Origin of the sequence: Caballeronia glebae, from assembly GCF_001545035.1 — a bacterium.
Lineage (GTDB): Bacteria > Pseudomonadota > Gammaproteobacteria > Burkholderiales > Burkholderiaceae > Caballeronia > Caballeronia glebae.
In genome coordinates this window covers 41,129-52,693 of the sequence record NZ_FCOJ02000054.1, presented here as the reverse complement: position 1 = coordinate 52,693, position 11,565 = coordinate 41,129, and the positions used below count along the sequence as shown (strand labels likewise).

Below are 11,565 nucleotides of genomic sequence, written 5' to 3'. Positions count from 1 at the left end.
TGCTTCAACCGGATGGCCGCCGACAAACCGGCTGGTCCGCCGCCGACGATGACGACGTCGTATTCCATCGATTCGCGTGCATTCGAAATATGGCTTTCGTGGCCTGTCGAAAAAGACACCGTGCAAACTCCAAATTGTTCTGATCGTGGTTCGGCAAACGAATTAAAAAGCGCGCATCGCCGAAACCGAAGTTATGCAAAAGCCATGGCGGGACGCGGTTTCTGCGGAGGAAACACGCACCACGAGCCATCGTCGTGGCGAAAGAAAACGACGGCGAACGTGCCCGATGGACGCTCGGTTTCGACGCACACATAACGCCATTGCTTGCGCGCACTGCGACTAAACCGGGTCACGCGGGCGCTCTTGGCGCCCTCACCTCCCAGCCATTTTTCGACGAGCACACGCAACGATCTTTCCCGGCTATTCATCGACCTCTCCAGCGACAGCACTAGCTGAACTCAGCACAACACGACGATGCGAAGACATGCGAATCGGCCTCCGCCATTCCACGCGGCGATCGCGCTTACGACTGCAGTTCCTCGACAAGCTCCGGCGCGACCGAGAACAAATCGCCGACGATGCCGTAGTCCGCGATACTGAAAATAGGCGCTTCTTCGTCTTTATTGATCGCGACGATAACCTTGGAATCTTTCATGCCCGCGAGATGCTGGATCGCGCCCGAGATGCCCACCGCGATGTACAACTCCGGGGCGACGATCTTGCCGGTCTGCCCGATCTGATAGTCGTTCGGCACGAAGCCCGCGTCGACGGCGGCGCGCGAAGCGCCCAGCGCCGCGCCGAGCTTGTCCGCCAGCGGCTCCAGTATCCTCGCGTAGTTCTCGCCGCTGCCGAGTCCCCGGCCGCCGGAAACGACGATCGACGCCGATGCCAGTTCCGGGCGTTCCAGCTTCATCACTTCGCGGCCGACGAGTTGCGAAAGGCCCGCACCCGGCGTTACGTCGATCCGCTCGACCACGGCATTCCCGCCGACCGCATCCACCGGGTCGAAACTGCTCGTGCGCACCGTGATCACCTTGATCGGATCAGCCGATTGCACCGTAGCGATCGCGTTGCCCGCGTAGATCGGACGCGCGAACGTGTCCTGATCTTCGATAGCGATGATGTCGCTGATTTGCGCGACGTCCAGTTTTGCCGCGATGCGCGGCGCGATATTCTTGCCGTAAGCCGTAGCGGGCGCGAGGATGTGCGAGTAGTTCTTCGCGATGCTCAGCACGACCGCCTCGACGTTCTCCGCGAGACCCGCGTCGAGATGCGGCGCGTCGGCCAGCAGCACTTTCGACACCCCGGCAGCCCGCGCCGCTGCGTCCGCCACGCCCTGCACATCGAGACCTGCGACCAGCACGTGGATTTCGCCACCGATTTCACGTGCCGCGGAAACAGCATTGAGCGTCGCCACCTTTAGCGTTGCCTGGATGTGCTCGGCAATTACCAATATCGTCATTTTGTCTGCTCCCGCTTAAAGCGCCTTGGCTTCGGTTTTGAGTTTTTCCACCAGCGCTTTCGCGTCCGGCACCTTCACCCCGGCGCTGCGCTTCGGCGGTTCGCTGACCTTCAACGTTCTGAGGCGCGGCGTCACATCCACACCGAGCGCTTCCGGCTTCACGATCTCCAGCGGCTTCTTCTTCGCCTTCATGATGTTGGGCAAGGTCACGTAGCGCGGCTCGTTCAGGCGCAAATCAGTCGTGACCACAGCGGGAAGATTCAGCAAGAGCGCTTCCGAGCCGCCATCCACCTCACGCTCGACGGTCGCGCTGCCGCCGGCAATGCTTACCTTCGACGCGAAGGTCGCCTGCGGCAAGCCCGCCAGCGCAGCCAGCATCTGACCGGTCTGATTGCAATCGTCGTCGATAGCCTGCTTGCCGAGAATCACCAGTTGCGGCTCTTCCTTGTCGTGCAGCGCCTTGAGCAGTTTGGCGACAGCGAGCGGCTGGAGGTCTTCGTTCGACTCGACCAGAATCGCGCGATCCGCTCCGATAGCCAACGCCGTGCGCAATGTTTCCTGGCATTGCGCGACGCCGCAGGACACCGCGATAACTTCAGTGGCTATGCCCGCTTCCCTCAGACGCACCGCCTCTTCCACGGCGATTTCGTCGAACGGGTTCATCGACATCTTCACGTTCGAAAGATCGACGCCCGTGTTATCCGACTTCACGCCGACCTTGACGTTGGCGTCCGCCACTCTCTTGACTGCAACCATGACTTTCAAAGCACTCTCCCGACTTGTTTTTCCCGACAGCACGAACGCACCGCGCGCGATCAACGCATGCCGCAATCGATATCGATCGTCAACGCGTTCAGATACGCGTTCTCGACGATGTGCTGCACCAGTGCCGCAAACTCGTCCGGCATGCCCATGCGGCGCGGAAACAGCAGCTTGTCGAGCAGCGCGTCCGAAACCTTCTGCGGCATGCCGATGGACATACCGGACTCGAACAGTCCCGGCGCGATCGACACCACCCGGATACCGTGTTCCGCGAGGTCGCGCGCGATCGGCAGCGTCATGCCGATCACGCCGGCCTTGCTCGCGCTGTAGGCGGCCTGTCCCATCTGCCCCTGACGCGCCGCGCCCGACGATGTGTTGATGATGACGCCGCGCTCACCCGCGTCATCCGGATCGTTACGCGTCATTGCGAGCGCGGCGTGGCGGATCACGTTGAAGGTCCCGGTCAGGTTCACGCCGAGCACGCGGTTCCACAGTTCCGACGGAAACACGTCGCCCTTCGAAAGCGTCTTGCACGGCCCGAGAATCCCCGCGCAGTTGATTGCGACATGCACTCGACCATGCCGCTCGATGACGGCGTCGAGCCCTCGCTTCACACTGGCGTCATCGGCGACATCGACCGCGATGCCCGTCATGTCCGGGCCCAATGTGTCATCGAGCTTCGCCTGGTCGAGATCGAATCCGACCACCGAAGCGCCGGCCTTCGCCAGCCGCTTGCAGGTCGCAAGGCCGAGGCCCGACGCAGCGCCCGTCACGATCGCTACCTTGTTGCTTAAATTCATTAGTTTTCCTTTCTTTCCTCGCCCCGCCGAACTGATCGAGCGCGACACGATGTGCAACTCTCGACGAGGCCGCACGGCAATCGCCGGCCTCGTCCCGCCCTGAACAAACCGGTTAGAAGCGATGCGTCATGCCGAGCGCCACCAGCGTCTGCGACGCATTCGGCGCGCTGACGGTAATGCCGGGCCAGCTCATCGTCGCCATGCCGTTGTTCTTCATATAGCCCGCGCGCGCATACAGCGAGGTCCGCTTCGACAAGCTGTGATCGACGCCAAGCTCAACGCCCAACGCGTTGTCGTGTATGCCCCGTGCTTCTCGCTGAATGCCCGCGATCTCGATCGTGTCCGCGGCGGTGGCCTGGATGGTCGCCCCAACTTCCGCGATGCTGTATGAATGGGTCGCGTCGAGGCGGGCGGCCAACGAATTGGCGGGCGCATCCTTCGAACGGTTGTACGTATAGTTCATCTGCAGGTTCACGATGCCGATCCGGTACCCCAGCGCGCCGGTGAAACGCTCGGTTCCGAGCAGATTCAAGGCGGCGGGCAATCCCGGGATCGTCATGGTGCTCGCGTGTTGATTCTGATACGCGAGACCGGCGTAGAACCCATAACCCGAGTAAGTGAGCGCGACGTCGAGCATGTTGCCCACGGTCTGGGGCACAGGCTGTGTGACAGTCGCCGAAAAGCCATACATGGCGTAGAGCTTCAGCCCGCCGATAGTCGGCGACTGATACACGATCGAGTTGCTGGTGCGGCCCGACGCGCTCTGCGTTGCGATCGTATGCCTGTCCACGTTGCTCGCCGCGGCCGACAGCGGCGAGAGCAGTTCGTTACCCCGAAACGGATCGCTCGGATAAACCGCCCAGAAAGTCGGCTGATACTGACGCCCTAACGTGAGCGAACCGTAATTCTCGTGGCTCAGTCCCACCCATGCCTGACGGTAGAACATCGCCGTGCTGTCGATGAAGAATCCGCCATTGGCGATATTGAAGCCGTTCTCAAGCGTGAATACAGCCTTCAGTCCGCCTCCCAGATCCTCGATTCCCTTCAGGCCGAAATTCGAACCGGTATTGCCGCCACTTCTTTCCGAAAAAGAGTGGACCGCGCCGTTCCCAAGATACTGAATGAAAGTATCGGCCACGCCGTACAGCGTCACGCTGGATTGCGCAGCAGCCCCTCCCGCTACGACCAGCAGTGATGCACCGATCATTCCTTTACCAACACAACGCATGCATGTCTCCTTCATGTTCGCGTCTCGTCGAGACACGGATACGGTCACACGATGTGCATCGTCGCTGTCGTGACAAACTCGACCGCCGAGTGCACACGTTTGTTTTAGCGTTCGTTTTTTTTCAGCACGCATGTATCTGATTCTCATGCGTCTTGTTTTATTGAATCGCACTACGAACGGAGTTTAGTAAATCTTATGCGGACTGCTTTACCTCTTGAAGATGATTCGACAGCTTGTCCGCAGAACCAAGGATAGACGCCCGGGACCTCGCACATGCCCCCTCGTGAATAGGGGGCCGCGGCACGCGAAAGCCCTCCCCTCCCCGACGCGTATCAGACGGGAATGCTCGCGAGCGGCTCCAATGCCGAACGATTCGCTTCCGACAACGCCCTCGGACGTCGCGTCGCACGATCGACGTACACATGCACGAAGCGACCTTGCGCAGCAGGCTCGGTGTCGCCTTCCCTGAACAGTCCGATCTCGTACTGCACGCTGGAATTGCCGATTTTCACGATCCGCAGCCCGGCCTCGATGCAATCCGGAAATGCCAACGATGCGAAGTAGTGACACTGCGTCTCGACTACGAGCCCGATAGCTTCGCTGGATTCGAAGTCCAGCATGCCGGTGCGCAGCAGATACTCGTTCACTACGGTGTCGAAATAGCTGTAGTACACGACGTTGTTGACATGACCGTAGATATCGTTGTCCATCCAGCGAGTCGGGATCGTAAGGAAATGCGGGTATGCGTCACGGGAAAGCGCGGCCGGTTTGGTCATCGCCAGATCTGCCTTTGGTGCTTGTGGAGCTTGAGGAATGATCGGATTGCAGCGGGGTATGCTCGCGCTGCAATCCGGAGAGACGCGCGGCGCGAGCGCGCCACGCGACTTGCCGATTTACCTGAATTCTTCGGGAATCGCCAGATAACGCCCTTCGCCAAATGGCGCGTAAGGCAGATTCGGATGGGTCTTCAATTCGGCGAAGAAACGCGTCATCACCGGAATGATGTACATGCCGACCCAGCCGTTGTCGGAGCCGCTGTACCGGCCCGGCGACGTCTGATTGCCGCCCGTGGGCATCGCTCCGTTGAACGCCATGTCGAACTGCTCGCGCGGGTCCCACTGGAGATCGTAGATAGCGGGCGCCTTCATGGTGCGTTGCGGCCCGAGCCACGTGTCCTGCGCGGTGTACACGGCCTTGAAGTTCTTCACGCGCACACCGCCGAAGGTTTGCCCGGAGAAGAATATGAAGTCCGTGCGCTTGCCCGGACCTTTACCGAGCAGCGAATCGCTCAGATCGATTCCGTCGAAGATGATGGATTTTCCGCTGTTGTCCTTCCATTCATGCGACGGCGCCTGCTCGCCGATCAAAGCGGCAAATGTCGGCCACCAGTCCATGTGCGAGAACATATCCGTGTTGACCGAGCCGGGCTTGATATGTCCGGGCCACCAGGCGATTGCCGGCACGCGGAAGCCGCCTTCGAACGGCGTGCCCTTTTCGCCGCGGAAGGGCGTGTATCCGGCGTCGGGCCACGCATCGACCCACGCTCCGTTGTCGGTCGTCCAGATGACGAGGGTGTTCTCGGCAATACCGAGATCGCGGATTGCCTGCACGATCTGGCCGCTGTTGTCATCCATCTCCATCAGCGAGTCGAGGTAGTTTCCGCCGCCCGGCGACTTGCCCTTCCAGCGCGGTGACGGATTGTTCGGGTTGTGCACTTTCAGGAAGTTCAGGTACATGAAGAACGGATGATCGTCCTTGGCATGCGCCTTGATCCAGTCGACCGCGTTGCCGCGCATCTGGTCGTCGGCGGTGGCCAAGTCGTCGTAGGTGAACTTCGGCTTCACGGTCTTCACGCTCTCGCCGGCTTTCTGTTCGAGCATCGAGACGTTGACGCGCTCCCAGGCTTTCTGGAAGTTGGCATCGCGGGCGGGCCAGTTAGGATGCAGTTCGAGGTTCGAGTACGCATACACGCCCGCGTAATACGCGAGCATGTCGTACATTTCGTCGAAGCCATGCGCGGTCGGATAGTTTTCCGGTCGGTCGCCGAGATGCCATTTGCCGAGCTGCACCGTCGTGTATCCGGACTTCTTCAGGAACTCCGCGATGGTCGGCGTCTGCTTCGTCAGTCCGTTCGGATCGCCCGGCACCAGCACCGACGAAAGCGACGTGCGGATCGGCTGCCTTCCCGTAATGAACGAAGCCCGGCCCGCCGTGCAGCTCGCCTGTCCGTAGTAGTTCAGGAAGCGTTCACCCTCTGCGGCCATGCGATCCAGATTCGGCGTCGGCGCGCCGCGCATCGCGCCGCCGCCATAGCTTCCTAGATCGCCCCAGCCTACGTCGTCCGTCATGATCACGACGATGTTGGGCCGTTGCGTTTGCTCGGCTCGCGCGTGCCCGCCGCTAAAGAGCATCGCGCAGGCAATGCATGCGCCCGCGACACCGCGCACGCGCCCCATCCACGATTTTGCTTTCATCTCCTCTTCCCTCTCGATCGACTTGTTCAGATGGCTACGCCCGCGTAGGGCACGTCCTTGTGTCCGTATCGGCGCACTCGCAGATTCGCCTGCTCGCCATGTCCCGCGAACCCTTCCAGCGCGCACAGACGCGAGCAGTACTCGCCGATCATCGCCGAGGCCTCGTCCGTGATCACCTTCTGGTACGTACACGTCTTGAGGAACTTGCCGACCCACAGTCCTCCCGTGTACCGCGCCGCCTTGCGCGTGGGCAGCGTGTGGTTGGTGCCGATAACCTTGTCGCCGAACGATACGTTGGTGCGCGGCCCGAGAAAGAGCGCGCCGTAGTTGGTCATGTTGCGCAGGAAATGATCGGGGTCGCCCGTCATGACCTGCACGTGCTCCGATGCGATCTCGTCCGCGATGCGGATCATTTCGTCGTCGCTTTCCGCAACGATCACTTCGCCGTACTTCTCCCACGATTGGCGGGCAATATTGGCGGTCGGCAGAATATTCAGCAGACGCTCGATTTCCGCGATCGTCTCGCGCGCGAGCTTCTCGGAAGTGGTCAGCAAAATCGCCGGCGAATCCGGGCCGTGCTCGGCCTGACCCAGCAGATCGGTCGCGCACATTTCGCCATCGACGGTTTCATCGGCGATGATGAGCGTTTCGGTCGGCCCCGCGAACAGGTCGATACCGACACGCCCGAACAGTTGCCGCTTGGCCTCCGCAACGAAGGCGTTGCCGGGGCCGACAAGCATGTCGACCGGCGCGATGCTCTGTGTGCCGATGGCCATCGCGCCGATCGCCTGAATCCCGCCGAGGCAATAAATCTCGTCCGCGCCGGCCATGTGCTGCGCGGCGACGATCGCCGGCGCCGGCTTGCCGCGAAACGGCGGCGCGCACGTGACGATGCGCTGCACGCCCGCGACCTTCGCGGTGATCACCGACATATGCGCCGATGCAAGCAGCGGATACTTGCCGCCGGGCACGTAGCAACCGGCGGCATTCACCGGAATGTTCTTGTGACCCAGAACGACGCCGGGCAGCGTTTCGACTTCGAGATCGCGAATCGATTCGCGCTGGTGACGCGCGAAATTCTCGACCTGCTTCTGCGCGAACTCGATATCCGAAAGCTCGCGCGCGGACAACTGAGAAAAGCACTGTTCGATCTCGTCCCGCGACAAGCGATAGTCGTCCCGTTCGAGCTTGTCGAAACGAATTGAAAGCTCGCGCACCGCGGCGTCGCCGCGCGCCTCGATATCCGCGAGCGTCGTCTCGACCGTATCGCGCACTTCACGCGCCGCCGCTTTCAGCACTTCCGCTTCCGCGCCGCGCTTGAGCCAAATTGCCATTTCCACTCCTCACCATCCAGCGTTAGTCGATGTCTGCCTATGTTTCCATTCAAAGGATAGGCGGTGCGAGCGGCCTGCCGTCCCCCTCAAGAATAGGGGGCGTCGCGCGTGCCCCCGCTCTCTATCATTGGCTGCATCGAAATGGACGAATACCGCCAATGACATCAGTTAAACAAGGTCCGCTCGCCGGACTCAGGGTGCTGGAAATAGCGGGCATCGGGCCCGGCCCGTTCTGCGGCATGTTGTTCGCCGATCTGGGCGCGGACGTCGTGGTCGTCGAACGCATCGAAGCCGGCGCGGACGGGCTCGACCTCGGCAGCGTGCCGATCGCGAACCGGGGCAAACGCTCCGTGGCCGTGGACATGAAAACCGCCGAGGGCGTCGAGACCGTGCTGCAGCTCGTCGAGCGTTGCGATGCGCTGATCGAAGGCATGCGCCCCGGCGTCATGGAACGGCTCGGCCTCGGTCCCGATGTGTGCCTGCAGCGCAATCCCCGGCTCGTCTATGGACGGATGACCGGCTGGGGCCAGCATGGCCCGCTCGCACGCAGCGCGGGGCACGACCTGAACTACATCGCGCTATCCGGCGCGCTCTGGTACTCGGGACAGCCCGGCGAAGCGCCCTTGACGCCGCCCAGTCTCGTCGGCGATGTCGGCGGCGGGTCGATGTATCTGGCGGTCGGTCTGCTCGCCGGCATCATGAATGCGCGCGCGATGGGCGTCGGGCAGGTCGTGGACGCCGCGATCGTCGATGGCAGCGCGCACATGATGTCGCTGCTGCTCGCGCTGAAGGCGTCGGGCCAGATGACGCAAGAGCGTGGTCAGAGCCTGCTCGACGGACCGCATTGGTACAACACCTACCGCTGCGCCGACGACGCCTTCATCTCGGTCGGGTCGCTCGAACCGAAGTTCTACCGCGAGTTGCGCGAAAAGCTCGGACTCGATGCCGATCCGCTCTTCGACGATCCCTACGACAGCCGCGCATGGCCGACGCTGCGCGAGCAATTCGCCACGCTCTTTGCGCGCCGCACGCGCGACGAATGGTGCGCGCTGCTGGAAGGCTCCGACGCCTGCTTTGCGCCGGTGCTGAGCCCGGACGAAGCCGCCGATCATCCGCACATGCGCGCGCGTGGCATCTATACGCGCGAGGACGGCGTGTTGCACGCGAGTCCCGCGCCGCGCTTCTCGGCGACGCCCGCCGGCCGTCCCGGCCCGATTCCGCGACGCGGCGAACACAACGATGCCGTGTTGAGCGACTGGACAGGCGGCTGACCGCACGTTCCCTCACCCGCACTCCGCGACTGACACGAAGGAAAACCCGCATGACCGACATCACCAACGCGTTCCTTACAGAACAACAAACGCTCATCCGCGATACCGCGCGGCGTGTGGCTAGCGAGATCGTCGCGCCCACCGCAGCCGATCGCGATCTACATTCGGCGTGGCCGCGCAACGAACTGAAAGCGCTCGCCGAACTCGGCTTTCTCGGCATGCTGATTCCCGAGGAATACGGCGGCACCGGCGCGGGCGTGCTCGACTTCTGTTTGGCGCAGCACGAAATCGCCGCGGCGGATGCCGGTCTCGCCACCATCGTGCACGTGCATAACTTCACGGCGATGAGCATCGTCGAGCATGGCACCGAGGAGCAGAAGCGGCGCTATCTGCCGGCGATGGCGAGCGGCGAGTCGATCGGCGCATTTCTGCTGACGGAACCGCACGCCGGTTCCGACACAGCCGCGCTACGCACCAGCGCGCGCCGCGATGGCGATCATTACGTGCTCAACGGCGCCAAGCAGTTCATCTCGAACGGCAGCGAGGCCGGAGTCGGCGTCGCGTTCGCGATCACCGACAAGGCGGCCGGCAAGAAAGGCGCGAGCACGTTCATCGTCGATCCTAAGCAGCCCGGTTATCACGTGACCCGCGTCGAGAGCAAGCTCGGGCAGCACACCGCGCATACGGCGCAGATCGAACTCGACGACTATCGCGTGCCGGCGGCCAACCTGCTGGGCGGCGAAGGCAACGGCTATCGCACCGTGATGGGCGGCCTCTCCGACGGACGCATCGGGATCGCCTTCATCGCCGCGGGCGTCGCGCGCGCGGCACTCGATGCAGCGGTCAAATACGCGCGCGAACGCGAGGCCTACGGCGCGCCGATCATCAAGCTTCAGGGCGTCGCCTTCGACCTCGCGGACATGGCCGCGCAGGTGGACGTCGCCTGGCAGTATTGCGTGCATGCGGCGCGCCTGCGCGATGCCGGCGTCGATTGCATCAAGGAAGCGTCGATCGCGAAGCTGTTCGCGAGCGAGATCGCCGAGAGAGTCTGCTCCGACGCGCTGCAGATTCATGGCGGTTATGGTTATCTGACCGATTTCCCGGTCGAGCGTTATCTGCGCGATGTGCGCATCTGCAAGATCTACGAAGGCACGAGCCACATCCAGAAGTTGATCATCTCCCGCCACCTCGGCTGACGCGACGCCGATACCTGCGCTGGCTTGCATGTCGCTTGCAAGCCAGCGTCCCTACCCAACGAAAACTCAATAGAAAAAGCCGCCGCCCTTTTCGGTACGGCGGCGCTTGCATGCCTACGCTTCGTTCTTACTGCCCGCAGACGAGCTTCAGAAAAGCCTGCACCTGATGGCCCGATTCGTCGTAGGGACGCGCGGTGCGCCAGTCGGCGATATCGGCAAAGCGCGCGGCAACGCCTTCGGGCGTCACATCCTCGTCCGGCAGCAACACGGGCGCGGTTTCGACCACGGTCGCCGCGGCGAACGCGCCGCCGCCCGCCGCGATGACGGTCTTCGAAGGCGCGTCGTCGCTCGCGAGGAACAACACGGCCGGCGTGACGCGCTCGGGCTGAATGCGCTGCAGCATCTCTTCCGGCAGGATATCGGCGGTCATGCGCGTCGCCGCGACCGGCGCGATGGTGTTGACCTTGATATTGCTCTTGCGGCCTTCGGTCGTCAGCGCGTTCATCAGCCCGATCACGGCCATCTTCGCCGCGCCGTAGTTCGCCTGCCCGAAGTTGCCGTACATGCCCGATGAAGACGTGGTCATCACGATGCGTCCATATCCCTGTTCGCGCATCAGTTCCCAGACGGCCTTGGAACAGTTGATCGCGCCCATCAGATGCACGTCGAGCACGGCCTTGATATCGGACATTTCGAGCTTCGCAAAGCTCTTGTCGCGCAGAATGCCGGCGTTGTTCACCAGAATGTCGACCCGGCCGAACTCGGCCACGGCACGCCGGACCATCGCCTGCACCTGCTCGTAATCGGCGACGTTCGCGCCATCCGCAATCGCGATTCCACCGGCCGCGCGGATTTCCTCGACCACCGCGAGCGCGGCTTCCGATGAACCGCCCGTGCCGTCGCGCGCGCCGCCGAAATCGTTGACGACGACTTGCGCGCCGCGCGCCGCGAACGCCAGCGCATGCGCGCGGCCGAGGCCCGCGCCCGCACCGGTCACGATCGCGACCTTTCCATCGAAACGAATACTCATGCTTTGAT

12 protein-coding genes are annotated in these 11,565 nt (G+C 62.6%); 2 read left to right on the top strand and 10 right to left on the bottom strand.

Annotation, left to right across the window (positions count from 1 at the left end; genetic code table 11):
- The 9 genes from AWB82_RS39250 to hisD all read right to left on the bottom strand — a co-directional run.
- The coding region (locus AWB82_RS39250) for an FAD-binding protein (RefSeq protein ID WP_143756895.1) at nt 1–68 on the bottom strand (68 nt) is incomplete at its 3' end.
- Between the two features lie 123 nt (nt 69–191).
- Complete coding sequence (locus tag AWB82_RS28360; RefSeq protein WP_086972647.1) at nt 192–428, bottom strand: hypothetical protein; 237 nt, start codon at nt 426–428, stop codon at nt 192–194.
- Between the two features lie 95 nt (nt 429–523).
- The gene (locus AWB82_RS28355; RefSeq protein ID WP_086972646.1) at nt 524–1,462 is read right to left on the bottom strand and encodes an electron transfer flavoprotein subunit alpha/FixB family protein; all 939 of its coding nucleotides are present in this window, start codon (nt 1,460–1,462) and stop codon (nt 524–526) included.
- 15 nt (nt 1,463–1,477) lie between these two features.
- Nucleotides 1,478–2,227 carry an electron transfer flavoprotein subunit beta/FixA family protein gene (locus tag AWB82_RS28350; RefSeq protein WP_086972653.1) on the bottom strand — a complete coding sequence of 250 codons (750 nt, stop codon included), beginning with the start codon at nt 2,225–2,227 and terminating at the stop codon, nt 1,478–1,480.
- A 50-nt stretch (nt 2,228–2,277) separates the two neighbouring features.
- Entirely contained in the window at nt 2,278–3,024 is a 747-nt protein-coding gene (locus AWB82_RS28345; RefSeq protein WP_086972645.1) for an SDR family NAD(P)-dependent oxidoreductase, read from the bottom strand.
- Between the two features lie 112 nt (nt 3,025–3,136).
- Nucleotides 3,137–4,252 carry a porin gene (locus AWB82_RS28340; protein ID WP_086972652.1) on the bottom strand — a complete coding sequence of 372 codons (1,116 nt, stop codon included), beginning with the start codon at nt 4,250–4,252 and terminating at the stop codon, nt 3,137–3,139.
- Between the two features lie 332 nt (nt 4,253–4,584).
- The gene (locus tag AWB82_RS28335; RefSeq protein WP_086972644.1) at nt 4,585–5,028 is read right to left on the bottom strand and encodes an acyl-CoA thioesterase; all 444 of its coding nucleotides are present in this window, start codon (nt 5,026–5,028) and stop codon (nt 4,585–4,587) included.
- Nucleotides 5,029–5,145: 117 nt separating this feature from the next.
- Nucleotides 5,146–6,726, bottom strand: a complete 1,581-nt coding sequence (locus AWB82_RS28330; RefSeq protein WP_086972643.1) for an arylsulfatase — start codon at nt 6,724–6,726, stop codon at nt 5,146–5,148.
- Between the two features lie 26 nt (nt 6,727–6,752).
- Complete coding sequence (hisD, locus tag AWB82_RS28325; protein WP_086972642.1) at nt 6,753–8,060, bottom strand: histidinol dehydrogenase; 1,308 nt, start codon at nt 8,058–8,060, stop codon at nt 6,753–6,755.
- A 158-nt stretch (nt 8,061–8,218) separates the two neighbouring features.
- On the opposite strand from hisD, the gene AWB82_RS28320 reads away from it, so the two are divergent.
- Nucleotides 8,219–9,331, top strand: coding sequence for a CaiB/BaiF CoA transferase family protein (locus AWB82_RS28320; RefSeq protein WP_086972641.1), 1,113 nt, complete (start codon nt 8,219–8,221; stop codon nt 9,329–9,331).
- A 50-nt stretch (nt 9,332–9,381) separates the two neighbouring features.
- Nucleotides 9,382–10,527 (top strand): acyl-CoA dehydrogenase family protein, encoded by a 1,146-nt coding sequence (locus AWB82_RS28315; RefSeq protein ID WP_086972640.1) that lies wholly within the window; start codon nt 9,382–9,384, stop codon nt 10,525–10,527.
- Between the two features lie 127 nt (nt 10,528–10,654).
- Here AWB82_RS28315 and AWB82_RS28310 read toward each other — a convergent pair whose 3' ends face one another.
- On the bottom strand, nt 10,655–11,557 hold the full coding sequence (locus tag AWB82_RS28310) for an SDR family NAD(P)-dependent oxidoreductase (protein ID WP_086972639.1): 903 nt from the start codon (nt 11,555–11,557) through the stop codon (nt 10,655–10,657).
- Between the last annotated feature and the right edge of the window lie 8 nt (nt 11,558–11,565).